We start from the raw sequence: 26842 nt of genomic DNA on the forward strand, positions 1-26842 counted from the left end.
GCGCGGCATCCGACCCCACCCCGTACACCGATCGTCAACCCGACGTCTCATCCGAAGGAGCACCCATGAGCGACACGCTCACGACCGAGCAGGCCGCGACGACCACCTCCGTCGCCTACCGCCTGACCGGCATCACGAAGGACTACACGCGCGGCGGTCGCCGCGTGCGCGCGCTCGACGGCGTCGACCTCGAGATCGCGCAAGGTGAGTTCGTCACCATCCAGGGACCGACAGGCGGCGGCAAGTCCACGCTGCTCCAGCTGCTGGGGGCGCTCGATCAGCCGACGACGGGCAGCGTCGTCCTGGGCGAGACCGACCTCGCGGCGGCCTCGCCCGCAGCGCTCGGCCGGGTGCGCGCCCGCGACATCGGCTTCGTCTTCCAGGGGTTCAACCTCATTCCGACGCTCACCGCCGCCGAGAACGTGGAGATGGGGCTGGAGCCCCTGGGGCTCCCACGTGCCGAGCGCGCCGCCCGGGCGGCGGACGCACTGGAGCGGGTGGGGCTGGCCGAGCGCGCCGACCACCGCCCCGGGGAGCTGTCCGGCGGTCAGCAGCAGCGCGTCGCCATCGCCCGCGCCATCGCGAAGCGGCCGCGTGTGCTGCTGGCGGACGAGCCGACCGGCAACCTCGACGAGTCGATGCGCGACGAGATCCTGCGGGTTCTCGAGGATCTGCACGCCGAGGGGCTGACGCTCATCGTCGTGACGCACGACTCCGCCGTGGCCGCGCGAGCGGGCAGGCGGCTGCGGCTCGCGAAGGGGACGGTCACCGTCTCCACCCGCTGATGAGCCGGGGTCGGCGTCCGAGGTCAGCGGGCGCCGATCCCGCCGTCACGCCGTGCGCGGGCGGCGCGGCGAGGGCGGGGAGAGCAGGAAGGCGAGCAGAAGCATGAGGCACATGCCGATCACGGAGCCCAGCGTGTTCGCGATGACGTCGCGCACGTCCGAGACGCGTGTATCGATGAACACCGCCTGCAGCACCTCGATGCCGATGCTCGCGACCGCGCCGATGATGGGCGCCGCCCACCAGCCGCGGACGCCGAACCACAGCACCGCGATCACCCCGAGGGGCACGAACATGGCGACATTCGCCCCGAACTCGACGCGCTCGAACGTGATCCATGCGGTCGCCGACCGCTCCGAGAACCAGTCGAGCAGACGTTCCAGACCCGACGCGATGTCGGCGCCGTAGGGAGCGGCGCGCAGCGTCATCCACCCCACAGCCCACGCGTACAGCGCGGTCAGGATCGCCAGGACCACCCGCGCCGCGGCGCGGTGGACCCGGAGGGCGGTGTCGTCCCCGCTCAGTGGGTGTCTTCCGCTTCGATCTCGCTGCGGTCTCCCGACCACAGGGTGTGGAAGGTGCCGTCCTTGTCGATGCGCTTGTAGGTGTGGGCGCCGAAGAAGTCGCGCTGTCCCTGGATGAGGGCGGCGGGCAGCCGGTCCGCGCGGAGGCCGTCGTAGTAGGCGAGCGAAGAGCTGAAAGCGGGGGCGGGGATGCCGGATGCCGCCGAGATGCGGACGATCTCGCGCCACGCGTCCTGGGTGCGGCCGAGCGCCTCGACGAAGTACGGCGCGGTGAGCAGGACCGGGAGGTCGGCTTCGGCGTCGTAGGCGTCGGCGATGCGGTTCAGGAACTGGGCGCGGATGATGCAGCCGCCGCGCCAGATCTTGCTGACCGCACCGAGGTCGATCTCCCAGCCGTACTGGGCGGCGCCGGCGCGGATCTCGTCGAAGCCCTGGCTGTACGCGACGATCTTCGACGCGTAGAGGGCGAGGCGGACCTGCTCGACGAACGCATCGGCATCCTCGACGGAGAAGTCCTCGGAGGACGGGCCGGGCAGGGATCCCGACACGTCACGCTGCTCGCGGTGCGAGGACAGCGACCGGGCGAAGGTGGCCTCGGCGATGCCGGAGACCGGCACGCCCAGATCGAGGGCGGTCTGCACCGTCCAGGCGCCGGTGCCCTTGGCGCCGGCCTGGTCGACGATGACGTCCACGAGGGGCTTGCCGGTGGCGGCATCCGTCTGGCGGAGCACTTCGGCGGTGATCTCGATGAGGTAGCTCTCGAGCTCGCCGCGGTTCCACTCGGCGAAGATGTCGGCGATCTCGGCGGGGGTCTTGCCCGTGCCGCGGCGGATGAGGTCGTACGCCTCGGCGATGAGCTGCATGTCGGCGTACTCGATGCCGTTGTGGACCATCTTCACGAAGTGTCCGGCACCGTCGTGGCCGACGTGCGTGACGCACGGCTCGCCCTCGGCGACCGCGGCGATCGACTTCAGGATCGGGCCGAGGGTGACCCACGCCTCGTCGGGACCGCCGGGCATGAGGGACGGGCCGTTGAGCGCGCCCTCCTCGCCGCCCGAGACGCCCATGCCGACGAAGTTGTAACCGGCCTCGGAAACAGCCTTCTCGCGGCGGATGGTGTCGGTGAACAGGCTGTTGCCGCCGTCGATGATGATGTCGCCGGGCTCGAACACGCGCATCAGCTCGTCGATGACGGCATCCGTGGGCCGCCCGGCCTTGACCATGATGATCGCGGTGCGCGGCTTCTGCAGCGACGCGGCGAACTCCTCGTACGTGAAGGCGGGGACGAACTCCGCCTCGGGGTGCGCCTCGACCAGTTCGTCGGTCTTCGAGCGCGACCGGTTGAACACGGCGACCGTGTTCCCCTCGCGGGAGGCGAGGTTGCGGGCGAGGTTCGAGCCCATCACCGCAAGGCCGACGACGCCGATGTTCGCAGGGCCCTCACCGTCGCCGGCGCCGTCGCTGCTCGCGTGCGGCGTCGTGGGACGGTCGACCTCCTCGGGCTGCGGCGCCCCCTCGTGCTTCTGGGTGGCTTCGTCCGGAGCCTGATCCTGATCGGTCGAAGGTCCGGTGGGCGAAGGGGTCGACGACATGCGAAACTCCAGGTCTTCGGAAAGAGGGGGCCGTGGTCGGGCGATGCCCGGGCCCGAGGCCAACTTTATCGGCTCGCGCGGGCCGCCCGGCGCGGCGTTACGGCCGGTGTCCCGCAGCGGACGGACGCGTCAGTCGTTGTACTGGTTCGAGCGGCCCATGGAGAAGAACGCGCCCGCGGTCAGCACCGCCGTCAGCGCGGTCAGTCCACCGACGAACCACAGCAGTGCGTGGGACATCCATCCGTAATCCATCGTTCCTCCGTCGCTCAGGGGTCAGTGTTCCAGCCTATCCGGGCCTGGTAGACTCAGTGCGAACTTCGGCGAGGGACGCGCTCACGTGCGTCCGTGATCGACGCGGTGATGCAGGCTTCGCGGCTTTCCTCACGCGCACGCGTTCGAGTCGAAACACAGACCATCCCTGACGTGCCCCCGGGCGCGGAAGACACTTGGGCCGCGATGGCCCGCAAGGAGAACATTCATGTCGACTGAGACCGACACCAAGGTCGTCGCCGAGCTGCGCGAGCAGTTCGGTAAGGGCTTCGCCCGCCGCCTCCGCGCCGCCGGCAAGATCCCCGCCGTCATCTACGGTCACGGCACCGCCCCCGTCCACGTGGCCCTTCCCGGACACCAGGTCTTCCTGCTCGTCCGCCGCGCCAACGCGGTCCTCGAGCTCGAGATCAACGGCGAGCAGCAGCTCACCCTGGTCAAGGACGTCCAGAAGGACCCCGTGCACCAGATCATCGAGCACATCGACCTTCTCGTCGTGAAGAAGGGCGAGAAGATCCAGGTCGACGTCCCCGTCGTCGTCACCGGTGAGTCCTTCGCCGGCACCATCGCCGTGCAGGACGCGACCTCCGTTTCGCTCGAGGTCGAGGCCACCCACATCCCCGGCAACGTCGAGGTCTCGGTCGAGGGCCTCGAAGAGGGCGCGCAGATCACCGCCGCCGACATCACCCTGCCCCGCGGCGCGACGCTGCTGGCCGACCCGGAGACGCTCATCGTCGCCGTGTCCGTGCCCGCCGCCCCCGTCGAGGACGAGGCTGAGGCGACCGAGGGCGACGAGGCCGCTGACGCAGCTGCCGAGGACGCTCCCGCCGAGGACGCCGCAGAGTAATCAGCTCTTCCGAACGAAGCCCGTCGCCGCACTCGCAGCGACGGGCTTCGTCGTCGAAAGGACGGTCATGTCAGACAGCTGGCTCATCGTGGGCCTCGGCAATCCCGGGCCGCGCTACGAGGCGACTCGCCACAACGTCGGTCAGATGGTGATCGACGAGCTCGCGGCGCGGCGATCCGAGACGCTTCGCGCCCACAAGGCGAACGCCCGTGTTGCGGAGACCTGGTTGCGACCCGGCGCGGCGAAGCTCGTGCTCGCGAAGCCGAACTCCTTCATGAATGTGTCGGGCGGGCCCGTGGCATCCCTTGCGAAGTTCTACGGCATCCCGGCGGAGCGCGTCATCGTCATCCACGACGAGCTCGACATCCCGTTCGACACCCTCAAGCTGAAGACCGGGGGCGGTCACGGCGGCCACAACGGCGTCCGCGACGTCGCCAAGGCGCTGGGGACGCCGGAGTTCCCGCGGGTGCGCGTCGGCATCGGACGTCCGCCCGGGCGTCAGGACCCCGCGGACTGGGTGCTCGACCCGTTCGGCGCGTCCGAGCGTCAGGCGCTCCCGATCGCGATCTCGGATGCCGCGGACGCCGTCGAGCTCCTCGTGGACGAGGGCCTGCTCGCGGCGCAGCAGCGGCACCACGCGCCGCGCGCCTGAGCCGTCGCGCCGCGTGTCCGGGACCGCGCGTAGACTTCTCCGGTGACAATTCCCGGGATCGTGCGCGCCCTCGAGCAGGCTGACAGTTTCCGGGAGGCCCTCGCTGCGGGTTCCGCGGATGCCGATTTCTCGGCGGTGACCGGCGTCGATGCGCCCCTGCTGGCCGGCCTCCTCCAGCGCCGCGCGGCGGCCGGACGCCCCGCCGCTCTGCTTCTCGTGGCTCCGACCGGTCGCCGGGCGGAGAGCATCGGTGCCGCTCTCCAGTGTCTTCTGCCGGAAGCGACCGTCCGCCATCTGCCCGCGTGGGAGACGCTCCCGCACGAGCGGCTGAGCCCCAGCGCCGAGACCGTCGGGCGCCGCCTCAGTGTGCTTCGCGACGCCGCCAACTGGGACGGCTCCTCGCCGCTCATCGTGACCGCGTCCGTGCGCGGGGCGCTGCAGCCGATCGCGGCAGGGCTGACGGATGCCGGTGTCGTCCAGCTCGACGTCGGCTCGCGCGGCCATGAGCAGGGCGATGTCGTGCGGCGGCTCGTCGAGCTCGCCTACCACCGCGTCGACATGGTCTCCCGCCGCGGCGAGTTCGCGGTGCGCGGCGGGATCCTCGACGTGTTCCCGCCGGTCGCCGATCACCCGTTCCGCGTGGATTTCTTCGGCGACGAGGTCGACCAGATCCGGGCGTTCTCCGTCGCAGACCAGCGGTCGCTGCCCGGTGAGGTGCGGAGCGTCACCCTCCTGCCCAGCCGCGAGCTCCTCCTGACCGAGAGCGTCCGCGAGCGCGCGGCATCCCTTCGCGACCGGATGCCGGGCCTCGGCACCATGCTCGAGAAGATGAGCGAGGGCATTCCCGTCGAGGGGATGGAGTCGCTGCTGCCGGCCGTCGCCGACGCGGTGCTCCCGCTCGTGGACTACCTGCCCGAGAGCGCCGCGGTGGCCGTCGTCGACCCGGAGCGTGCCGTCACCCGCGCGATGACGCTGAGCGAGACGAACCGCGAGTTCCTCGAGGCGGCCTGGAGCGCCGCGACCGCGGGCGGCGACAGCCCGGTCGACCTGGGCGCGGGCGACTTCCTCTCGCTCCCCGATCTGCGCGAGGCGGCATCCGCCCGCGGCGGCACCTGGTGGACGTTCAGCACGTTCGACTCCGGAGCTGCTGACGCCGAGGCCGAGGGTCTTGTGGAGTCCGCTGATGGTGCCGTCCGCGTGCCCGCGACGGCGGTGCCCTCGTTCCAGGGCAACGTCGACGGCGCGACGGAGCACATCGCCCGTCTGCTCGGTGACGGGTGGCGCGTGGTGGTCGCGGCATCCGGAACCGGACTCGTCGAACGCTCCCGCGACGTGCTCGCGGAGCGCGGTCTCGCGGCGCGCGCCGTCGACGCGATCGACGACGTGCCCGAGCCGGGGGTCGCCGTCTCGACCGTCGCCACGCTCGAGGCGGGCTTCCAGTTCGGGGGCGCGAAGCTCGCCGTCTTCACCGAGAGCGACTTCTACGGCCGCACGATCGGCGGCGACAATCGCGTCGTCAAGAAGCTCGCGTCGCGCCGCAAGAACGTCGTCGACCCGCTGCAGCTGAAGGCCGGCGATTACGTCGTGCATTCCACGCACGGCATCGGCAAGTTCGTCGAGCTCGTCCAGCGCGAGGTCTCGTCGGGCGGTCGCAACGCCGTGAAGAGCACGCGAGAGTACCTCGTGCTCGAGTACGCGCCGTCCAAGCGCGGGCACCCCGGCGACAAGCTCTTCGTCCCGACCGACCAGCTCGACCTGCTGTCGCGGTACGTCGGCGGCGAGGCCCCGCAGCTGTCGAAGATGGGTGGCTCGGATTGGGCCGCCGCGAAGGGCAAGGCGCGCAGGGCGGTCCGCGACATCGCGGTCGAGCTCGTGAAGCTGTACTCGGCGCGCATGTCGTCGAAGGGATACGCGTTCGGTCCAGACACGCCGTGGCAGCGCGAGCTCGAAGAGGCGTTCCCGTTCGCCGAGACGCCCGATCAGCTGCAGACGATCGACGAGATCAAGGCCGACATGGAGAAGCCGATCCCGATGGACCGCCTGCTCTCCGGCGACGTCGGCTTTGGCAAGACCGAGGTCGCCGTCCGTGCCGCGTTCAAGGCGATCCAGGAGGGCAAGCAGGTCGCGATGCTCGTCCCGACGACGCTGCTCGTCAAGCAGCACCTCGAGACGTTCACCGAGCGCTTCGCCGGGTTCCCGGTCAAGGTGCGGCCGCTGTCGCGCTTCCAGACCGACAAGGAAGCGCGCGAGACCCTCGCGGGCATCACCGACGGCACGGTCGACATGGTGATCGGCACGCACCGCATCCTCACCGAGAAGGTCGCGTTCAAGGATCTCGGGCTGATGATCATCGACGAGGAGCAGCGGTTCGGCGTTGAGCACAAGGACGCGCTCAAGAAGCTGAAGACGAACGTCGACATCCTCGCGATGAGCGCGACCCCGATCCCGCGGACGCTCGAGATGGCGGTGACGGGCATCCGCGAGATGTCGACGCTCGCGACGCCGCCCGAGGACCGGCATCCGATCCTCACCTACGTCGGTGCGCGCAGCGACAAGCAGATCGCCGCCGCAATCCGGCGCGAGCTCCTCCGCGAGGGGCAGGTGTTCTTCGTCCACAACCGGGTGTCGTCGATCCAGCGCGTCGCCGCGCAGCTGGCCGAACTCGTGCCCGAGGCGCGTATCGCCGTCGCGCACGGACAGATGGGCGAGCACGCACTCGAGCAGGTCGTGGACGACTTCTGGGAGCGTCGCGCTGACGTGCTCGTGTCGACGACGATCATCGAGACCGGTCTCGACATCGCGAACGCCAACACGATGATCATCGACCGCGCCGACAAGTACGGCTTGTCGCAGCTGCACCAGTTGCGCGGCCGTGTCGGTCGTGGTCGGGAGCGCGCGTACGCCTACTTCCTGTACGACGAGCACAAGCCGCTGAGCGAGACCGCCGCCGACCGTCTCGAGACGATCGCGGTGAACAACGATCTCGGGTCGGGCATGCAGGTCGCGCTGAAGGACCTCGAGATCCGCGGCGCCGGCAACCTGCTGGGTGCCGAACAAGCCGGACACATCGCCGGTGTCGGGTTCGACCTGTACCTCCGGATGATCGGCGAGGCCGTCGCGACGTTCCGCGGCGACGAGACCGAAGGGCCGACCGAGCTGCGGCTCGAGCTGCCCGTGCAGGCGCGCATCCCGGAGTCGTACATCGACAGCGAGCGGCTGCGCCTCGAGGCGTACCAGAAGCTGTCCGCTGCGGCTGCGGTCACAGCCGCGCCCGACGCGATCGACCTGGTGCTCGAGGAGCTGACCGATCGTTACGGTGCGCCGCCGGCCGAGGTCGAGGGACTGATCGCGATCGCGCGGCTGCGGCGTCGCGCCGCGGCATCCGGCCTGTCCGACGTCGTCGCGATGGGGCCGAACCTGCGCATCGCGCCGGCGCAGCTGCCCGACTCGATCCGCGTGCGCCTGCAGCGCCTGCACCCCAAGGCGAAGGTCGTCGCCGGGGGAGACGCGATGGTCGTGCCGCTCCCGACGGCGGCCGGCGAGCCGCTCGCAGATGCCGACCTCATCGCGTGGACCGCACAGCTGCTCGATCAGATCTTCCCGCTGCCCGCCGCCGACAGCGACGCGTAGCCCGCCGCGGTCAGAGCGTGAGTGTGCCGGATGCCAGCAGCACGACGGCTGCGACCGCGATCCATCCCGCAGCCCGGATGCCGGCGCCCCGGCGCTCGGCGAGCGCGACCCGCAGACCGAACCCCGCCGTCAGGAAGTAGGGGATCAGCGCGAGGGCGCTCGTGGGCTCAGTGCCACGTCGAAGGCGTTGGCTGCGAAGAGCACGACGATCAGCAGCACCTGCACGGGCACGGTCGACATCGTGAGGGCGCGCTCATCGGGTCAGATCACTCCCTGAGCGAGCATCGCGTGCGCGACCCGTTCGAACCCTGCGATGTTGGCCCCTGCGACGTAGTCGCCGCCGCGGTCGTACTGTTCGGCCGCGGCGAAGGCGGCGCGATGGATGTCGGCGATGATCGCGCGCAGTTTCACCTCGCTGTCGTCGAAGCTCCACCGCTGGCGCGATGCGTTCTGGCTCATCTCGAGCGCCGATGTCGCCACGCCGCCGGCGTTCGCCGCTTTTCCGGGGCCGAAGAGCACACCCGCGCGCTGGAACGCGGCGACCGCGCCGGGCGTGCACGGCATATTGGCGCCCTCCGAAACCGCGCGGACCCCGCCGGCGATGAGCGCAGCGGCATCCGTCTCGTCGAGCTCGTTCTGCGTCGCGGCGGGGATCGCGATGTCGACGGCGACCTCCCACGGCCGCGCGCCCTCGATGAACCGCGCTGACGGACGGCGCGTCGCGTACTCCGCGATGCGGCCGCGCTCGACCTCCTTGATCTGCCGCAGCAGGTCGACATCGATCCCCGCATCGTCGACGACGTACCCGGACGAATCCGAGGCGGTGACCGGCACCGCGCCGAGCTGGCGCGCCTTTGAGATCGCGTAGATCGCCACGTTGCCCGACCCCGACACGCCGACGCGCGTGCCTTCCAGCGAGGCGCCGTGGACCGCGAGCATCTCCTCGGCGAAGAAGACGGCACCGTAACCGGTGGCTTCGGTGCGTACCTCGGCGCCGCCCCACTGCACGCCCTTGCCCGTGAACATGCCCGATTCGTGGCGGTTGGTGATCTTGCGGTACTGCCCGAACAGGTAGCCGATCTCGCGTCCTCCGACGCCGATGTCGCCGGCGGGAACGTCGGTGTGCTCGCCGAGGTGGCGGTACAGCTCGTTCATGAACGACTGGCAGAAGCGCATGATCTCGGCATCCGACCGCCCGTGAGGGTCGAAATCGCTGCCGCCCTTGGCGCCGCCGATGCCCTGCCCAGTGAGCGCGTTCTTGAAGATCTGCTCGAAGCCGAGGAACTTGATGATCGACAGGTTCACGCTCGGGTGGAAGCGCAGACCGCCCTTGTACGGGCCGAGAACGGAGGAGAACTGCACGCGGAACCCGCGGTTGACGCGCACGGTGCCGGCGTCGTCGAGCCAGGGCACGCGGAACATGATCTGGCGTTCCGGCTCGACGAGCCGCTCCACGATGCCGCCCGACGCGAACCCGGGGTGACGTTCGAGGACGGGGGCGATCGACTGCAGGACCTCGTGCACCGCCTGCTGGAACTCGGGTTCGTGGGGATTGCGTGCGGTGACGGTCTCGAAGACCGCGTCGACGGAGGCAGGCAGAGGAGCGAGGGATTCGGTCACGGTGGTGGAGCTTTCCGGCGCGCCGAAGTGGGAGTGATCGAGCAGGGACGCGGCCTGTTTCACCCTAGCGGGGCTCGTGGACGGCCTCGACGTCGATGACATCCGCCCATTCGCTGAGGACGGCGACGAATGACGCAGGAGGTCACGATGCACATCGGTTCGCATGTGCTGGTCGGGTCGACCGCGACCGTGTCGGGAGCGATCGCACGCCCGACCTCATGGTGCATCTCACCGAGCGCTACGGCGCCGCGCTGTCGCGCCACGCGCACGATCTCCGCGTCGACTGACGACGCGCCACGTCAGCCGGTGTTCTGGAGTCCGGCGGCGACGCCCGACACGGAGAGCAGCAGGAGGCGCTGCAGGTCGGGGTCGACCTGTCCGCCCTCGGCGGCGCGCAGTCCGCGCAGGGCGCGCAGCTGGAGCAGCGAGAGGGCGTCGACGTAGGGGCTCCGCATCTTGACGGCGCGCCCGAGGACCGGGCGGTTCGCGAGCAGCTCGGTGCCGCCGGTGAGACGCACCACCCACGCGCGGGTCAGTGCCATCTCCTCGCGGACGAGGGTCGCGAGGTCGTCGCGGTCGCCGAGGTCGAGGTAGTGCCGCGCGATGCGGTCGTCGGTCTTCGCGAGGCTCATCGCGACGTTGTCGATCAGCGTCCGGAACAGCGGCCACTCGTCGTACGCGCGCCGCAGCTTCGCCTCGTCGCCGACGGTGTCGAGCGCGGTCCCGAGGCCGAACCAGCCGGCGAGGTTGATGCGCGCCTGCGTCCACGCGAACACCCACGGGATGGCTCGCAGGTCTTCCAGCGACTCGACCGACAGCCCGCGGCGTGCGGGGCGTGAGCCGAGCGCGAGCAGGCCGATCTCCTCCATGGGGGTGACCTTCGCGAACCACGGCGCGAATCCGGGCGCTTTCACGAGCGAGAAGAACCGTTCGCGGGAGGCGGCATCCATCACGTCCGCGACCTCGGCGTACCGCTCTGCCGCATCGCGGTTGCGGTGCTCGATCGAGGGAGAGGATGCCAGCAGTGTGGCGGCCGCGACCTGGTCGATGTGGCGCACCGCGATGGCAGGGTCGCCGTACCGGGCGAAGATGACTTCGCCCTGCTCGGTGAGCTTGAACCGACCGTCGACGGAGTGCGGCGGCTGCGCGAGGATGGCGGAGTTCGCGGGGCCGCCGCCGCGACCGAGAGCGCCGCCTCGACCGTGGAAGAGCGTGAGCTCGATGCCCTGCTCGACGGCCCAGCCCGAGATGGCCGCCTGCGCCTCGTAGAGGGCGAGGTTCGCGGCGACGGGGCCGACGTCCTTCGACGAGTCGGAGTAGCCGAGCATGACCTCGAGGCGGCGACCGGTGGCATCCAGTCGCGAGGCGAAGGCGGGGTGCTCGACGATCTCGGCGAGGATGCCGGGTGCGGCCTGCAGGTCGGCGAAGGTCTCGAACAGGGGGATCACGTCGAGCACGGGGACGGCGCCGTCGGGGCCGACGGCGTGGCGCGCGAGCAGGTGCACGTTGGCGAGGTCCTGCGCCGACTGCGTGAACGACACGATGTAGCGACCGGCGGCGCGCGGGCCGTAGCGCTCCTGCAGGAACGCGATGGTGCGGAACACCTCGAGCACCTCGTCGGCGAGCTCCGAGCGTGCCGCGCCGGATTCGAACTCGTCGAGCACCTTCCGGTGCACGGCCGAGTGCTGACGAACCTCGAGCTCGGTGAGGTGGAAGCCGAAGGTCTCCACCTGCCAGATGAGCTGCTGCAGGTGACCGAACGCCTGCCGCGAGGCGGAGGCGCGCACGAGCGAGTCCTGCACGGTCCGAAGGTCGGCGAGGAGGTGCTCGGGGTCGCGGTAGGCGAGGTCGGCGTCGCGCGTGCGGGTGGCGGCGATCTTGCGCGCCAGCAGCAGCATGATCCGGCGATACGGCTCGTTGGGGGAGCGCTTGGCGATGTCGGATGCCGCGTCTTCGTCGGCATCCTTCAGCCGGTGCCAGAGGGCGATGAGCTCGGTGCTGGGCGGGGTGGACTCGGCGTCGAGGGTGAGGGTACGACCGACCCGGTTGGCGGTGCGCTCCAGGCCGAGGAGCACGTGCTCGCTGGCGATGGCGGCGGCCTTGCGGGTGGTCTTCGCGGTGACGAACGGGTTGCCGTCGCGGTCGCCGCCGACCCACGAGCCGATGCGGACGAAGGGCCGGACGATCGGGGCGCGTGCGCCGGCGTCGTCGCCCTGCAGGGCGTCGTCGATGCGGCGGTAGACGTGGGGGACGGCGGTGTACAGCGTCTCGTCGAAGATCGCCATGACGGCGCGGACTTCATCGGTGGGAGAGGGCTTCTCAGGCCGCAGCGGCGCGGTGCGCCACAGCGTGTCGACCTCCTCGAGCATCCGCCGCTCGGTGCGTCGCTGGTCGACGCTGTCGGGTTCCGCGGCATCCCGCTCGCCGAGCAGTTCGGCGAGGCGTCGGATGCTCGACGACACCGCGCGACGGCGGGCCTCGGTGGGGTGCGCCGTGAAGACGGGGTGGAAGCGGAGTCCCTGCAAGCGCTCGAGTGCGGCCTCGGCGCCGATCTCCTCCGACAGCCGACGGTAGGCGGTGGTGATCGAGTCGGCGGCGTCGGCGGACTCGACGCGCCCGCCGCGCTCGCGGAGGATCCGCACGCGCTGGTGCTCCTCGACGAGGTTCACGAGGTGGAAGTAGGCGGTGAAGGCGCGTGCGACTTCTTCTGCGCGTTCGAGGGTGAAGCCGTCGGCGATGGATGCCGCCCGGGCGAACGCCTCGGGTGTCTCATCGGTGTACGCCTGGATCGTCGCGACCCGGAGGCGTTCGACGTCGTCGAAGAGCCCGGGCGATCCGCTCTCGCGGAGGACGCGTCCGAGCAGCGATCCGAGGGCGCGCACGTCGGCGCGCATCTGCTCGGGGATCTCCTGCTCCGCCTCGTACCGTCCGACGAGATCGATGGCTTCGGTGTGGGTCAGTTCGTGCACTCGTCCACGGTAGCCCGGCGCGGGGGTGCCGCTTTTCCACATGACGCCGCGCGAACGGATCCGGGGCCGCGCGCTCCCGCTCTCAGAGGACGATGGCGCCGGTGACGAGGAGCACGGCGGCGGTCACCGCGCCGGCCGCGGCGAGGGCGAACAGCACCCATTCGACGGGCCGGAAGACCCGGGCGCCCTGCTCGCGTCGCCCGAGGACGAACAGCACCGTCCCGGGGACGATGATGACCAGGCACAGCAGAAGGTAGGTGGGGCCGGCCGCCCAGAGGAGGAAGGCGGTGTACACGGTTGCGAGCGCCGCGATCGTGGCATCCCGTGCCCGACCCTCACCGCGTCGGTACCCCTCACCCGTGAGGGCGAGCTTCAGTCCGTAGGCGGCCGACAGGAAGAACGGGATGAGGGCGAGCGCGCTCGTCAGTTCGAGCGCGACGTTGAAGGCGTCGTCGGCGACGAGGACGACGACGAGCATGACCTGGGCCAGGAGTGACGAAAGGGTGAGGGCGCCGACGGGCGTGTCCTTCGCGTTCGTGCGGCGGAGGAAGGCGGGCAGGTCGCCCGATCGCGCGGCGGAGAGGAGGACCTCGGCCGCCATGAGGGTCCAGGCGAGGTAGGCGCCGAGGACGGCGACGACGAGTGCTGCGCCGACGAGGACCGCGCCCCAGCCGCCGACGGCGTGCTCGAGGACTCCCGCCATCGAGGGCTGGCGGAGCGCGGCGATTTCGTCACGGGGCATGACACCGAACGAGACGATCGTGACCGACGCGAACACCGACAGCACGCTCAGGAGGCCCAGGACGGTCGCCCGTCCCACGTCCGAGCGCCGGCGGGCGTGACGCGAGTTGACGCTCGCGCCCTCGACGCCGATGAACACGAAGACGGTGACGAGCATGGTCGCCCGCACCTGCTCGAACAGGCCCTCGCCGGTTCCGCCCGACCAGTTCGCGGCGAACACGGCGGGGTCGAAGACCGTGAGGCAGAGGACGACGAAGACGAGGATCGGCACCGTCTTCGCGACACTGACGACGCGGTTGAGCGCGGACGCCTCGCGCACGCCCCGGCGGATCAGCAGGAAGAACAGCCAGATACCGACCGACGAGAGCGCGACGGCGAGCACGGTGTCGCCGGCGCCGAGCCCGGGGAACACCGCGCCGAGGGTGGACATGATGAACACCCAGTAAAAGACGTTGCCGACGCACGCCGACGCCCAGTACCCGAAAGCGGAGAAGAAGCCGACGTAGTTGCCGAACCCCGCCTTCGCGTAGCTGTAGATCCCGGCGTCGAGGTCGGGGCGGCGGATCGCGAGTCGGTGGAACACGAGCGCCAGCATGAGCATGCCGCCGCCGGCGACGGCCCAGGCGATGAGCGCACCGGCGCCACCGGTGGCGGTGGCGAAATTTGCGGGGAGGGAGAACACGCCGGCGCCCACCATCGACCCGATCACGAACGTCGCGAGCGTGAACATCGACACGCGCGTGGAGCTTTGCGGGGAGGTGGCGCCCGGCGCGGGGGGAGCGGGCTTCACCCTCCCAGCCTACGTTCGCCGGCCCGGTAGAATGGATGCCGGTGTGCCGGGAAGTCTGGTCGGTGATCCGTTCGCCGACCCCGGAAGGCCCTCCGTGACACTCCTCCGCTCTGCGCGGTTCCCCGCGCTCCTCCTCCTGATCGCCGCCGCCCTGGGCCTGGTCCTCGCGAATTCTCCGGCGGCCGATGCAGCCGCCGCCGTGAAGGGGGCGTACGTCGGCATCCCGGGGGTGTTCACGCTCTCGGTCGGGCACTGGATCGCCGACGGTCTGCTTGCGGTGTTCTTCTTCGTCGCGGCTGTCGAGCTGCAGTACGAGCTGACGAACGGCCAGTTGAACTCTCCGCGCAAGGCGCTGCAGCCGATCATCGCCGCCGCGGGCGGCGTGCTCGTGCCGATCGCGGTGTATCTGATCATCGCGGGGAGCGGTGAGACGGCTGCCGGATGGCCGATCCCGACCGCGACCGACATCGCGTTCGCCCTCGGTGTGCTGGCGGTGTTCGGCAAGGGGCTGCCGTCGGGGCTGCGGGTGTTCCTGCTGGCCCTCGCGATCCTCGACGACATCGTGGGGATCCTCTTCATCGCGGTGCTGTTCACGAGCGACGTTGACCTGCTCATGCTCGGCGCGGCGGTCGTGCTGCTCGTCGTGTTCCGGCTGCTGAGTGGCCAGCTGGGCGGGCGCGGGACACGCGCGATCGCGGTGCTCATGGTCGTGGTGGCTCTGGCGGTGTGGTTCTTCGTCCACGAGTCGGGCGTGCACGCGACGATCGCGGGCGTCGCGCTGGGGCTCGTCATGTACCAGCAGCCGGCGCTGCGCACCCGCCACGCGCTGGAGCCGTGGGTGAACGCGATCGTCCTGCCGGTGTTCGCGCTGGCGGCATCGCTCGTCGCGATCCCGCAGGTGTCGCCGACCGAGCTCTCGCCCGCCTTCTGGGGTGTGGCGCTCGCGCTGCCGGTGGGCAAGATCGTCGGCATCACCCTCGCCGGGTGGCTGTCGATGTTCCTCGGCGGCACGCGGCTGGCGTTCGGCGATCTGCTCGCGGCCGGAGCCCTCGGCGGTATCGGGTTCACCGTGTCGCTGCTGATGTCGGAGTTGGCGTTCTCGGTGGATGCCGCGACCCGCGACCAGGCCACCCTCGGCGTGCTCGCGGGCTCGGCGATCTCGCTCCTGGTGGCCGCGATCCTCGTATCGTTGCGGGCATGGCACCATCGACGCCTCGCCCTGACGACGCCCGCGACCTGAGCGGGGGAGCGCCGCGCGCCGCTGACCCTGCGCCCGCGGTCGATCCGCTGCGTGCCGCGGCCGACACGATGCGCGCCGTGCGCGATCGCTGCGTGTGGACGCAGCAGATCGACCACCGCGCGCTGGTGCCCTACCTCGAGGAGGAGGCCGCAGAGCTGGTCGACGCCGTCGAGGCGGGAACGCGCGACGATCTCCGGGAGGAGCTCGGCGACCTGCTGTGGCAGGTGCTTTTCCACGCCGAGATCGCGTCGCGGGCGGCGGAGGGCGCGTTCGACATCGACGACGTGGCATCCACTCTCACCGAGAAGATGACGCGGCGGCATCCGCACGTTTTCGGCGACGCGGTCGCGACGACGCCCGAAGAGGTGCTTGTGCACTGGAACGCCGCGAAGGCGGCCGAGAAGCGCACGCGCACGAGCGTGCTCGACGGCGTCTCGCACCACATGCCGTCGCTCGCCCTCGCCCAGAAGCTCCTCGGCAAGGCCCGCCAGGTCGGGGCCGCGGCACCTGTGACCGCGAGACAGCAGCCTGTGACCGCGAGACAGCAGTCACAGCCCGAGACGTCGACATCGGACCAAGGTCTCGGGTCCCCACTGCTGTCTCGCGGGCATGACGATGAGCGGATGCCGCGGTCCGAGGCCGAGCTCGGCGACGCGCTCCTCGCCCTTGTCGCGAGCGCGCGCGAGCACGGCTGGGACGCGGAGCGCGCGCTCCGCGAACGCCTCCGCGCCCTCGAGGAGAACATCCGCGCGGCCGAGCGCCCCTGACCCGCCTCCCGCGCTCCGCCTCCCGCGCTCCGCCTCCCGAACCCGCCACCCGACCGCGAGACAGCACCCATAGCCCCAGACGTTGACACCAGACCAACGTCTCGGGCTCCCACTGCTGTCTCGCGGTCACACGGATGCCGCCTCCCGAACCCCCGGAGAACGCCGCCGCCGCGCGACCTGGAACAATGGTCCGGTGGCATCCGTGAACCCGCCGCGCGGCATGCGCGACTTCCTCCCCGCCGACAAGGCCCGCCGCGAGCGCGTGCTCGCCGTCATCCGCGACCGCTACCGCGCGCACGGGTTCGACGAGATCGAGACGCCCGTCGTCGAGGACTACGAGCGGCTGCACGCCGGCATCGGCGGCGACAACGAGAAGCTCGCGTTCAACGTGCTGCGCCGCGGCCTCGACGCCGACGGCATCCGCGAGGCCGCCGACGACCCCGCGAAGCTCTCCGACCTGGGCCTGCGCTACGACCTGACCGTGCCGCTCGCCCGGTTCTACGCGACGAACCGTGGCCAGCTGCCCGCCGTGTTCCGCGCCATCCAGATCGCCCCGGTCTGGCGCGCCGAGCGTCCGCAGAAGGGCCGCTACCGCCAGTTCGTGCAGTGCGACATCGACATCATCGGCGACGCGACCCCGCGGGCCGAGGTCGAGCTGCTCGTCGCGAGCCTCGACGTGCTCGACGCGCTCGGGCTGGAGGGCGGCACGATCCGCATCAACGACCGTCGCGCGCTCGACGCGATGCTCGACGTGTTCGGGTTCTCGCCCGAGGCGCGTCCGGGCGTGCTGATCACGATCGACAAGCTCGACAAGGTCGGCCCGGACGGTGTCGTCGCCGAGCTCCGCGACCGCGGTGCCGACGAGGCGGCCGTCGCCGCGTTCGAGGCGTTCCTTCGGCGTCCGCAGACCCGCGAGTACCTCCCGTACGGCGAGGCGCAGATCCGCAAGGCGCTGCCCCAGGGCGTCGACGACGAGGTCGTCGCGCACCTGGTCGGCATCGGCGAGGCTGTGGCCGCCGCGCGCGGCCAGAGCGACGTTCCGCTGACGTTCGACCCGTTCCTCGTCCGCGGCATGGGCTACTACACCGGCACGATCTACGAGCTCGCGCACCCGTCGGTGTCGTACTCGCTCGGCGGTGGCGGGCGCTACGACGGCATGATCGGCCGCTTCCTCGGCCAGGACGTCCCGGCCGTCGGCTTCTCGATCGGCTTCGAACGGCTCGTCGACCTCGTCGGAGCGGATGCCGGTGACGCGGCATCCGCCGTCGTGCTCGTCCACGATCGCGACGTGCCCGTCGCGGAGCTGGCCGCGCTGAAGGCGGCGCTCGTCGCGCAGGGCGCGCGCGTGCGGCTCGAGCAGCGGACGAAGAACCTCAAGGCGCTGCTGGAGCGCGCCGGCGCCGACGGGTACACGGGCTTCGCGACCGTGTCATCCGGGCAGTCGGCCGAGTCGCTCGAGGTCCGCCCGCTCGGCTGAGCCGATCTCGCGGCACCTCTCGCCGGGCGGATGCCGCGCTGATAGCGTGCGGAGAATGGCGACGCTGCACGTGCACACGGTCCTCCCGAAGAACGGCCCGGCGACGTCGATCGAGCTGTCCGACGCCCAGGTCGAAGAGCTCGGCGGCGGCAAACGTGCCGCCGTGACCGTGACGATCGCGGGCCGCACCGCCCGGCTGCGGCTCGGTGTGATGGGTGGCAAGAACCTGGTCGGCATGTCGAAGGCGGCACGCGCCGAGCTCGGGGTGGAGATCGGCGACGAGGTGGACGCCACGATCGAGCTCGACACGTCGGCGCGCGAGGTCGACGTTCCCGACGAGCTTGCCGCGGCGCTCGCCGCCGAGCCGCAGGTGCAGGCCGCGTTCGACGCCCTGGCCCCGTCGCGCCGCAAGGAGCTGGCCCGTGCCGTCGCCGACGCGAAGCGCCCGGAGACCCGCGAGAAGCGCATCGCCGCGACCGTTGACCAGCTGCGCGCCCCCGGCACCAACTGATCCGCGCGTCACCCGCGTCCCGGGCGTCACCCGCGTCCCGCACGTCACCCGCGCGTCCCGCTGTGCACAACGGCGGACGCGCCGCCGCGACGCGCCGGCCGCGGCATCGCGACCCCGGCGTGTCGCCCGCCCGGCTCCGCCGTTGTGCACACGGCCGCCGCGACCCCGCGCCAACCGCCGCGACCCCGCGCCCGCCTCCCGCGTCACCCGCCGTTCACCGCCGGGGTGTCGGCTGGGGGCATGGCTCGTCGAGCACGCCGTTCCCTTCCGCTGCTACGACCCGCCGCCGCCGTCCTGGCCCTCGGCGGTGCACTGCTCTTCGGGGCGCGGCTCGGTCTGCAGCGGCAGGCGGCGATCGCGCGGCGCCGCATCGGCAAGCCGCTGGGCGAGGACGCGCTCGACGCCGACCGGGTGTGGCGCAGCGCCCTGCCGGGGGAGCCGGTCGACCTGGTGATGCTCGGCGACTCCATCGCCGCGGGCCTCGGCGCCCACCGGCGCAAGGACACGCTCGGCGGGCGGCTCGCGAAAGGGCTCGCGGCCGAGCTGCAGCGGCCGGTCCGCCTCCGCACCGCGGCGGTCGTCGGCGCCGAATCCTCGACCCTCGACGCGCAGATCGACGACCTGCCGGCGGACTACCACCCCGACGTAGCGGTCATCGTCGTCGGCGGCAACGACGTCACCCACCGCGTGCCGGTCGCGACGGCGGCATCCCACCTCGGCACCGCCGTCGCCCGGATGCGGGGCAGGGGAGCGGCGGTCGTCGTCGGCACGTGCCCCGACCTCGGCGCGCTTCGCGCGGTGCCTCAGCCGCTGCGCTCGATCGGGTCGCGGGTGTCGCAGCAGCTCGCCGCCGCGCAGGCGGTGCAGGCTGAGGCTGCGGGCGCGCGCGTGGTGTCGCTCCGCCGTGCGGTGGGCCCGTTCTTCCTCATCGACCCCGACGGGATGTTCAGCCTCGACCGGTTCCACCCGAGCGCGCTCGGTTACCGCCGCACCGCCGACGCCCTGCTTCCCGAGCTTGTGGCGGCGCTCACGCCCGACGGCTGACCCGCACCGCCCGCAGCACCAGCCCCACGGCGACGACGCCGAACCCGGAGACGACGGCCTGCCAGGGGAGGGTGAAGCCGAGGACGACGCAGCCGACCAGCCCGATCGCCTGCAGCGCCCGCGGGTACCGCCGCGCCTCGCCGCGCTGTCGCCACGCGGCGAGGTTTGCGACGGCGTAGTACAGCAGCACGCCGAACGACGAGAAGCCGATGGCGCCGCGCAGGTCGACGAGCAGCACGAGCGCGACGACGACCGCGCCGAGCGCGAGTTCGGCCCGGTGCGGCACGTGCCACCGCGGGTGCACCGCGGCGAGCGCGCGTGGCAGGTCGCCCTCGCGCGCCATCGCGAACGTGGTGCGTCCGATGCCGGCGATGAGGGCGAGCAGTGCCCCGAGGGATGCCGCGGCCGCGCCGACCTGCACGACGGGCACCGCCCACGTCGCTCCGACCTGCGCCACGGCGTCGGCGATCGGCGCGGCCGATGCGGCGAGGCCGTCCGGCCCGAGCGCGGCGAGGACGGCGACTGCCACGACGGCGTAGGTGACCAGCGCGCCGGCGAAGGCGAGGACGATCGCGCGGGGGATGGTGCGCTGCGGGTCGCGGACCTCTTCGCCGAGCGTCGCGATGCGGGCGTACCCGGCGAACGCGAAGAACAGCAGGCCCGCGGCCTGGAGGGTCCCGTAGACGCCGCCCTCGAAGAGGCCGTCGAACCCGACGGCATCCTCTGACGAGGCCGCGCCGGCACCGATCGAGACGACCGCGACCGCAAGCACGGCCAAGACGACGACGACGAGCGCGCGGGTCACGAGGGCGGTCCGCGTGATGCCGAACAGGTTCACCGTCACCAGCGCGACGACCACCACGGCCGCGACCGGCCGCTCCCAGCCGGCTGGCGCGAGGTAGGCCGCCGCGGTGAGCGCCATCGCCGCGCAGCTCGCGGTCTTGCCGATGACGAAGCCCCAGCCTGCGGCGTATCCCCACCACGGTCCGAGTTCGGCGCGGCCGTAGGCGTAGACGCCGCCCGAGGTGGGGTGGACGGCGGCGAGCTGCGCGGTCGAGGTCGCGTTGCCGAACGCGACGACCGCGGCGAGGGCGAGCGCGAGCAGGAGGCCCGCGCCGGCGGCATCCGCGGCAGGGGCGAAGGCCGAGAACACGCCCGCGCCGATCATGGATCCGAGGCCGAGGAACACGGCGTCGCGCAGCCCGAGTCGGCGTTGCAGGGCGGGGGAGCTCACGGGCGAAGCGTACCCAGCCGAGAAGAACTCGCGACATTGTTCTATAACCACTAGAATAAGCGACATGCTCATCCGCATCGATCCCGGCAGCCCGGAACCCCTGTTCACGCAGGTCACCCGCGCCGTCCGCGCCGAGATCGCGTCGGGGCGCATCGCCGTCGGCGAGCGCCTGCCTTCCGCGCGCGAGATCGCGCAGTCCCTGCAGATCAACCTGCACACCGTGCTGCACGCGTACCAGGACCTCCGCGACGAGGGACTGATCGAGCTCCGCCGTGGTCGCGGAGCTGTCGTCGTCGCGGATGCCGCGGCCCTGTCCGGCCTGCGCGACGACATCGAAGCCCTCGTGGCCAAGGCCGCCGCCGTCGGCGTCTCCGCCGACACCCTGTCCGCTCTCGTGAAGGAGGCCGCTCATGGCCGTTGACCTCGCCCGCGTCCGCTCCCGGTTCACCCTGGTGGCGCTGATCCTCCCCGCGATCGTCGTCGCTGCGGCGGTGGTCATCCAGGCGCTTGCTCTCCCGAGCCTCCCGGGCGTCGTCGCCACGCACTGGGGCTTCGACGGCACCCCCGACGGCTTCAGCCCGGCGTGGACCGTCCCGGTATTCACCGCCGTCCTCGGTCTCGGCCTGCCCGCCGTCCTCTTCGGGGTGGCGTTCCGCTCGCTGCGTCGCGGCGAGCACGGCGCTGCCTACCGTCTGCTCGGCGCGGTCGCGCTCGGCGTCGCCGTGCTGCTGTCGACCCTCATGACGTGGACCCTCGTTCTCCAGGTCGGCGGTGCCGACGCACAGCTGCCGGCGCTCGTCGTGGTCAGTTCGCTGCTCGCGGGTGTCGCCGTCGGCGCGGTCGGATGGATGCTGCAGCCGCACGCCCCGTGGCATCCCGTCGCCACCCACACGCCTGACGCCCTGCCGCTCGCACCGGGGGAGCGCGTCCTATGGACGCAGGCCGTCACGGTCGCTCCCGCGGGGCGGGTCGTGCTCGCCTCGGCGGTCGCCCTCACGGTCGCGGTCGCCGTCATGGTCGCGGTGCTGACGGCGTCGACGTGGGCGACGCTGCTCGCCGGAGCGATCGCCGTGCTCCTCGCGATCATGGTCGTCGCGAGCAGCCGTTTCCACGTGCGAGTGGATGCCGACGGCCTCACGGCCACGTCGGCTGTCGGCTGGCCGCGGGTCGCCGTCCCCGTCGCGGACATCGTGTCCGCCGAGGTCGTGAACGTCTCGCCGATGGCGGAGTTCGGCGGCTGGGGGCTGCGGTGGGGTCCCGGCGGGAGCCTCGGCGTCGTCCTCCGGGCGGGCGAGGGCATCCGCGTGCAGCGCACGAACGGCCGCTCGGTGACCGTGACCGTCGACGACGCCGCGACCGCGACGGCGCTCCTGGCCGCGCTCGCCGCCCGCCGCTCGGCTTAGTCACCCCCGCTCGCCGTGCACAGCGGCGGACCGCGCACCGCGACACGCCGCGCGCCGATGCCCCGGGCCGGCGTGGCGCCCCACCGGGTCCGCCGTTGTGCACAACTCCCCGCGAACAGATGGCAAGGGATGCCGCGCGACACGCGGCATCCGCCCGCCGACCCCCGGCGTGTCGGCTCGAATCCATTGCATTCACGCACCGCGCCTGAATCGCCGGTTGACCGCACCGCGGCATCCGCAGTCGAATGGATGCCATGACGCACCCCACCGCTGACCGTTGGAACGACGTCGACGCGTACCTGACGGAGATGCTCGTGGCGGAGGATGAGGCGCTGCGGGCGTCGGTCGCCTCCCTCGCGGAGGAGGGGATGCCGGAGATCGAGGTCGCGCCGCTCAACGGCAAGCTGCTGCACCTGCTCGCCCGGATGAGCGGGGCGAAGCGGGTGCTCGAGGTCGGCACGCTCGGCGCGTACTCGACGATCTGGCTCGCCCGGGCGCTGCCCGCCGACGGCGCGGTGGTCACGATCGAAGCGGAGCCGCACAACGCGGAGGTCGCACGCCGCAATCTCGACCGGTCGGGCGTGGGCGACCGCGTGGACATCCGCGTCGGGCGTGGCGAGGACGTGCTGCCGACCCTGACCACCGAGGAGCCGTTCGACCTCGTCTTCATCGACGCCGACAAGGAGTCGAACACCCTCTACCTCGACTGGGCCGCGAAGCTCGGCCACCCCGGCACCGTCGTCGTGGTCGACAATGTCGTGCGCAGCGGCCTGGTCGTCGTCCCCGGCGAGAACAGTCAGGTCGACGGCGTGCGCGCGGGGCTCGAGATGCTCCGCGACGACCCGCGCTTCGACGCGACGGCGCTGCAGACCCTCGACCGCAAGGGCTGGGACGGCATCGCTCTCGCACTCGTCGTCTGAACTCGTCGTCTGACCCCGAGCCGAACAACGCCGCAACAACCCGACGCCCGTCCTGTGCGGCATCCTGCGCATCACTAGACTCGGGAGCGGATCGAAGACGCTCCCGTTTCACCCCCACGAGCAAGGAGAAACCCCCGTGGCATTGATCGAGGCAGTAGGCGCACGCGAGATTCTGGATTCGCGCGGCAACCCGACCGTCGAGGTGGAGGTGCTGCTCGACGATGGCATCGTCCAGCGCGCAGCCGTTCCCTCCGGCGCATCGACCGGCGCGTTCGAGGCGTACGAACTGCGTGACGGCGACAAGACCCGCTACGGCGGCAAGGGTGTGCTGAAGGCTGTCCAGGCCGTCATCGACGAGCTGGGCCCGGCCATCGAGGGCGTCGACGCCAGCGAGCAGCGCATCATCGACGAGATCCTCATCGAGACCGATGGCACCGAGAACAAGTCGCGCACCGGTGCGAACGCCATCCTCGGCGTCTCGCTCGCCGTCGCGAAGGCCGCGGCCGACAGCGCCGACCTGCCGCTGTTCCGCTACCTGGGCGGCCCGAACGCGCGCGTCCTGCCCGTGCCGCTGTTCAACGTCATCAACGGTGGCGAGCACGCCGACAACGGCATCGACATGCAGGAGTTCTTCCTCGCGCCGATCGGTGCGCAGACCTTCTCGGAGTCGCTCCGCTGGGGTGCCGAGGTGTACCAGGTCCTGAAGAAGGAGCTGCAGTCGGCCGGCTACGCGACGGGCCTCGGCGACGAGGGAGGCTTCGCCCCCGACCTGCCCAGCAACCGCGAGGGCCTCGAGTTCCTGGTGAAGGCGATCGAGAAGGCCGGCTTCACGCCCGGCTCCGAGATCGCCCTGGGCCTCGACGTCGCCGCGACCGAGTTCTTCAACGACGGTGTCTACCGCCTCGACAACAAGGACTGGACCGCCGAGCAGCTCACCGACTACTACGTCGACCTGGTCGACTCGTTCCCGATCGTCACGATCGAGGACGCGCTCGCCGAGGACGACTGGGAGAACTGGACCGCCCTCACCGAGCGTCTGGGCAAGAAGGTGCAGCTCGTCGGCGACGACCTGTTCGTCACGAACCCGTCGCGCCTGGCCGACGGCATCAAGCGCGGTGCCGCGAACTCGCTGCTCGTCAAGGTGAACCAGATCGGCACGCTGAGCGAGACGCTCGACGCGATCGACCTGGCGCACCGCTCGGGCTACACCACGATGCTGTCGCACCGTTCGGGTGAGACCGAGGACACCACGATCGCCGACCTCGCGGTCGCCGTGAACTCGGGTCAGATCAAGTCGGGCGCGCCCGCTCGGAGCGAGCGCGTCGCGAAGTACAATCAGCTTCTGCGCATCGAGGAGGAGCTGGGAGAAGCGGCCGAGTTCATCGGCGCCGCAGCCTTCCCGCGCTTCACCGCCTGAGGCGTAACGCAGCACTGAAATCCTGACGAGAGGGGGAGCCATGGACAGACCATCGGCTCCCTCTCCTCGTTTTTCCGGCGGTTCCCCCGGGAAGACCAGACGAGCGGATGCCGCGCGCAAGCGCGTCGATGTCGGCGACTGGGTCGGCGGTGTCCGCGTGTCGGGGTTCATGGGCATCATGCTGGGGCTCGTCGTCCTCGCGGCGTTCGTCCTGGTCCCCACGATCGGCACGTACGTCGAGCAGCGGCAGCAGATCGCCGCGCTCGAGCAGGCGGTCGAGGCGACGCACGATGACGTCGCCGAACTCGAAGCCGAGCGCGAGCGCTGGCGCGACGAGTCGTACATCACGGCGCAGGCGCGGGAGCGGCTGTACTACATGCGTCCCGGCGAGGTCGTGTACCTCATCGCCGATGACGTGCCCGGCGGCATCCTCGCCCCGGAGCAGGAGCCGGTCAGTGACGATGTCGAAGAGACGCGCACCGACTGGATGACGCAGTTCCTCCGCTCGGTGACCGAGGCGGGGCTGGCGCGGTCGGTCACGTCGGGCTGACCGCGAGCGGATGCCGCGCCCGGGTACCCTTGAGCGGTGCCTCATCCGACCCTCACACCCGCGACCGACGCCGACCACGACACGATGCGTGCGCAGTTGGGGCGTCCCATGCGCGGTGTGGTCGGCATCGCGGCGCGGTGCGTGTGCGGCAACCCGACGGTCGTGGCGACCGAGCCGCGGCTGCCCGACGGCACGCCGTTCCCGACGTTCTACTACCTGACGCATCCGGGCGCGACGGCGGCGATGTCGGCGCTCGAGGCGACGCAGGTCATGCGGGAGCTGACCGAGCTGCTCGAGGGCGACGAAGACGTGGCTTCGCAGTACGCCAGCGCGCACGCGGCCTACCTCTCCGATCGTGCCGTGCACGGTGAGGTGCCCGAGATCGAGGGCATCTCGGCCGGCGGGATGCCGACCCGGGTGAAGTGCCTGCACGCTCTCGCCGCCCACTCGCTCGCCGCGGGGCCCGGCGTGAACCCGATCGGCGATCTCGCGCTGGCCCGCGGCACCTGGTCGCCGGAGCGCTGCACGTGTGCGGAACCGCGCGAGGCGACCGGATGAGGTTCCGGCGCGCCGTGCTCGCCGGTGCCGTCGTGGCGGCATCGGTGCTGTTGAGTGCCGCCGCGCCGACGCCGACCGCCGATCCTGAGCCGCAGGTCGATCCGATCCGCAACATGGAGTACTGGCTCGACGAGTACGGCGTGAAGACGGCGTGGAAGACCACGCGGGGCGAGGGCACCACGATCGCCGTCATCGACACCGGCATCGGCGAGGGCGCGGACGAGATGAAGGATGCCGTCGTGGGCGGCGCCGACTTCTCCGGCATCGGCACGCCCGACGGGCGCACGCCGATCGGCGATTCCGATTCCGATCACGGCAGCTGGGTGGGTTCGCTCGCCGCGGCGCGGGGGACCGGGAGCGGCAAGGGCATGGTGGGCGTCGCGCCCCGCGCCGAGCTGCTGTCGCTGTCGGTCGGGTTCACCGACGACGCGACCGTGCCGTTCGTCGATCAGGTCGCCGAGGCGATGCGCTGGGCCGTCGATCACGGGGCCGACGTCATCAACCTCTCCTTCACGACGAACACCCTCGACTGGGACCCGAAGTGGGATGACGCCTTCCTCTACGCCGCCGAGAACGACGTCGTCGTGATCGTCGCGGCCGGCAACCGCCAGAGCGGTACAGAAGAGGTCGGCGCGCCCGCCACCATCCCCGGGGTGCTCACCGTGGGCGGTGTGGATCGCGAAGGTCGGGCGAGCAACTCGGCATCCACTCAGGGGATCACCATCGGTGTGTCGGCCCCGAGTGAGGAGCTGCTGGGGCTGTCGGCCAACGGCGACCTCGTCATCTGGGAGGGCACGAGTGGGGCTGCGCCGCTGGTCGCGGGGATCGCCGCGCTGGTGCGGTCGGCTCATCCCGACTTGGATGCCGCCAACGTCATCAACCGCATCATCAAGACGGCCGATCCAGCGGCGGCGCAGCGGACCGTTCCGAGTGCGCTGTACGGCTACGGCACGGTGAACGCGGCGGCGGCGGTGTCGCGGTCGGTGCCGGCGGTGTCGGAGAACCCGATGGGTGATCTGGCGGAGTGGATCCGGCTGTATCGGCGCGCGGATGCGCCGTCGGCACCGACGCCGACGACCGCTCCCGCGACGGTTGCGCCCCTGCCCGAGGCGGAGCCGCCGACCGAGGCGGGATCGGCGCTGCTGCCCAGTGCGGACACGCTGCGGTACGGCACGGTGCCGCTCGTGGCGCTGAGCCTGGGGTCTATACTTGTCGTGCTCGGGGTCACCGCCGCTGCCCGTCGCATCAAGTCGGCACGCCTCTCGCGTTCGCCGAGCCGCCCAATCAAGGAGTAATCCGACTCGTG

23 protein-coding genes are annotated in these 26842 nt (G+C 71.3%); 16 read left to right on the forward strand and 7 right to left on the reverse strand.

What is annotated here, in order from left to right:
* The first annotated feature begins 65 nt into the window (after positions 1 to 65).
* Positions 66 to 785, forward strand: coding sequence for an ABC transporter ATP-binding protein (locus BKA24_RS07305; protein ID WP_184216577.1), 720 nt, complete (start codon positions 66 to 68; stop codon positions 783 to 785).
* A gap of 45 nt (positions 786 to 830) precedes the next feature.
* Here BKA24_RS07305 and BKA24_RS07310 read toward each other — a convergent pair whose 3' ends face one another.
* The 3 genes from BKA24_RS07310 to BKA24_RS15760 all read right to left on the reverse strand — a co-directional run bounded on the left by BKA24_RS07310 (position 831) and on the right by BKA24_RS15760 (position 3151).
* Positions 831 to 1259: a VanZ family protein gene (locus tag BKA24_RS07310; protein WP_343066007.1), complete on the reverse strand. Its 429-nt coding sequence runs from the start codon at positions 1257 to 1259 to the stop codon at positions 831 to 833.
* 44 nt (positions 1260 to 1303) lie between these two features.
* Positions 1304 to 2899 carry an NADP-dependent phosphogluconate dehydrogenase gene (gene gndA, locus BKA24_RS07315; protein ID WP_184216580.1) on the reverse strand — a complete coding sequence of 532 codons (1596 nt, stop codon included), beginning with the start codon at positions 2897 to 2899 and terminating at the stop codon, positions 1304 to 1306.
* Positions 2900 to 3028: 129 nt separating this feature from the next.
* The gene (locus BKA24_RS15760; RefSeq protein ID WP_281385740.1) at positions 3029 to 3151 is read right to left on the reverse strand and encodes a hypothetical protein; all 123 of its coding nucleotides are present in this window, start codon (positions 3149 to 3151) and stop codon (positions 3029 to 3031) included.
* Positions 3152 to 3377: 226 nt separating this feature from the next.
* Here BKA24_RS15760 and BKA24_RS07320 point away from each other — a divergent pair, with 226 nt between their 5' ends.
* The 3 genes from BKA24_RS07320 to mfd all read left to right on the forward strand — a co-directional run bounded on the left by BKA24_RS07320 (position 3378) and on the right by mfd (position 8295).
* Complete coding sequence (locus tag BKA24_RS07320; RefSeq protein WP_184216582.1) at positions 3378 to 4013, forward strand: 50S ribosomal protein L25/general stress protein Ctc; 636 nt, start codon at positions 3378 to 3380, stop codon at positions 4011 to 4013.
* A gap of 67 nt (positions 4014 to 4080) precedes the next feature.
* The gene (gene pth / locus BKA24_RS07325; protein ID WP_184216584.1) at positions 4081 to 4665 is read left to right on the forward strand and encodes an aminoacyl-tRNA hydrolase; all 585 of its coding nucleotides are present in this window, start codon (positions 4081 to 4083) and stop codon (positions 4663 to 4665) included.
* Between the two features lie 42 nt (positions 4666 to 4707).
* A complete protein-coding gene (mfd, locus tag BKA24_RS07330) occupies positions 4708 to 8295 on the forward strand; it encodes a transcription-repair coupling factor (protein ID WP_184216586.1) in 3588 nt (1195 codons plus the stop codon).
* Positions 8296 to 8556: 261 nt separating this feature from the next.
* Here mfd and gdhA read toward each other — a convergent pair whose 3' ends face one another.
* From gdhA to BKA24_RS07350, 3 genes are all read right to left on the reverse strand, one after another.
* Positions 8557 to 9915, reverse strand: coding sequence for an NADP-specific glutamate dehydrogenase (gene gdhA / locus BKA24_RS07340; RefSeq protein ID WP_343066008.1), 1359 nt, complete (start codon positions 9913 to 9915; stop codon positions 8557 to 8559).
* A gap of 299 nt (positions 9916 to 10214) precedes the next feature.
* Positions 10215 to 12884: a phosphoenolpyruvate carboxylase gene (locus BKA24_RS07345; protein ID WP_184216590.1), complete on the reverse strand. Its 2670-nt coding sequence runs from the start codon at positions 12882 to 12884 to the stop codon at positions 10215 to 10217.
* Between the two features lie 82 nt (positions 12885 to 12966).
* On the reverse strand, positions 12967 to 14415 hold the full coding sequence (locus BKA24_RS07350; RefSeq protein ID WP_343066009.1) for a basic amino acid/polyamine antiporter: 1449 nt from the start codon (positions 14413 to 14415) through the stop codon (positions 12967 to 12969).
* A gap of 94 nt (positions 14416 to 14509) precedes the next feature.
* Between BKA24_RS07350 and BKA24_RS07355 the strand changes: the two genes are divergently transcribed.
* The 5 genes from BKA24_RS07355 (at position 14510) to BKA24_RS07375 (ending at position 19454) form a co-directional block, all read left to right on the forward strand.
* Positions 14510 to 15655: a Na+/H+ antiporter NhaA gene (locus BKA24_RS07355; RefSeq protein ID WP_184220580.1), complete on the forward strand. Its 1146-nt coding sequence runs from the start codon at positions 14510 to 14512 to the stop codon at positions 15653 to 15655.
* Positions 15613 to 16422 (forward strand): MazG nucleotide pyrophosphohydrolase domain-containing protein, encoded by an 810-nt coding sequence (locus BKA24_RS07360; protein WP_184216592.1) that lies wholly within the window; start codon positions 15613 to 15615, stop codon positions 16420 to 16422. The genes BKA24_RS07355 and BKA24_RS07360 overlap by 43 nt, the downstream gene beginning before the upstream one ends.
* Before the next feature lie 220 nt (positions 16423 to 16642).
* Positions 16643 to 17899, forward strand: coding sequence for a histidine--tRNA ligase (hisS, locus tag BKA24_RS07365; RefSeq protein WP_221417535.1), 1257 nt, complete (start codon positions 16643 to 16645; stop codon positions 17897 to 17899).
* Positions 17900 to 17954: 55 nt separating this feature from the next.
* Entirely contained in the window at positions 17955 to 18410 is a 456-nt protein-coding gene (locus tag BKA24_RS07370) for a YdeI/OmpD-associated family protein (RefSeq protein WP_184216596.1), read from the forward strand.
* A 240-nt stretch (positions 18411 to 18650) separates the two neighbouring features.
* Positions 18651 to 19454 (forward strand): SGNH/GDSL hydrolase family protein, encoded by an 804-nt coding sequence (locus BKA24_RS07375; protein WP_184216599.1) that lies wholly within the window; start codon positions 18651 to 18653, stop codon positions 19452 to 19454.
* Here the strand turns inward: BKA24_RS07375 and BKA24_RS07380 are convergent.
* On the reverse strand, positions 19438 to 20688 hold the full coding sequence (locus BKA24_RS07380; RefSeq protein WP_343066011.1) for an APC family permease: 1251 nt from the start codon (positions 20686 to 20688) through the stop codon (positions 19438 to 19440). The genes BKA24_RS07375 and BKA24_RS07380 overlap by 17 nt on opposite strands.
* A 64-nt stretch (positions 20689 to 20752) precedes the next feature.
* Here BKA24_RS07380 and BKA24_RS07385 point away from each other — a divergent pair, with 64 nt between their 5' ends.
* The 7 genes from BKA24_RS07385 to BKA24_RS07415 all read left to right on the forward strand — a co-directional run bounded on the left by BKA24_RS07385 (position 20753) and on the right by BKA24_RS07415 (position 26831).
* A complete protein-coding gene (locus tag BKA24_RS07385; RefSeq protein WP_184216603.1) occupies positions 20753 to 21109 on the forward strand; it encodes a GntR family transcriptional regulator in 357 nt (118 codons plus the stop codon).
* Positions 21099 to 22091, forward strand: coding sequence for a DUF1648 domain-containing protein (locus tag BKA24_RS07390; RefSeq protein WP_184216605.1), 993 nt, complete (start codon positions 21099 to 21101; stop codon positions 22089 to 22091). Before BKA24_RS07385 ends, BKA24_RS07390 begins: the two co-directional genes overlap by 11 nt.
* A gap of 254 nt (positions 22092 to 22345) precedes the next feature.
* Positions 22346 to 23011 carry an O-methyltransferase gene (locus BKA24_RS07395; RefSeq protein ID WP_184216608.1) on the forward strand — a complete coding sequence of 222 codons (666 nt, stop codon included), beginning with the start codon at positions 22346 to 22348 and terminating at the stop codon, positions 23009 to 23011.
* A 136-nt stretch (positions 23012 to 23147) separates the two neighbouring features.
* Complete coding sequence (eno, locus tag BKA24_RS07400) at positions 23148 to 24428, forward strand: phosphopyruvate hydratase (protein ID WP_184216610.1); 1281 nt, start codon at positions 23148 to 23150, stop codon at positions 24426 to 24428.
* A gap of 40 nt (positions 24429 to 24468) precedes the next feature.
* Positions 24469 to 24978, forward strand: a complete 510-nt coding sequence (locus BKA24_RS07405) for an FtsB family cell division protein (protein WP_184216612.1) — start codon at positions 24469 to 24471, stop codon at positions 24976 to 24978.
* Positions 24979 to 25062: 84 nt separating this feature from the next.
* On the forward strand, positions 25063 to 25536 hold the full coding sequence (locus BKA24_RS07410) for a DUF501 domain-containing protein (protein WP_184220583.1): 474 nt from the start codon (positions 25063 to 25065) through the stop codon (positions 25534 to 25536).
* Positions 25533 to 26831, forward strand: a complete 1299-nt coding sequence (locus BKA24_RS07415; RefSeq protein WP_184216614.1) for a S8 family serine peptidase — start codon at positions 25533 to 25535, stop codon at positions 26829 to 26831. Before BKA24_RS07410 ends, BKA24_RS07415 begins: the two co-directional genes overlap by 4 nt.
* Positions 26832 to 26842 lie beyond the last annotated feature (11 nt).

This window comes from Microbacterium marinum, assembly GCF_014204835.1.
Taxonomy (GTDB): Bacteria; Actinomycetota; Actinomycetes; order Actinomycetales; family Microbacteriaceae; genus Microbacterium; species Microbacterium marinum.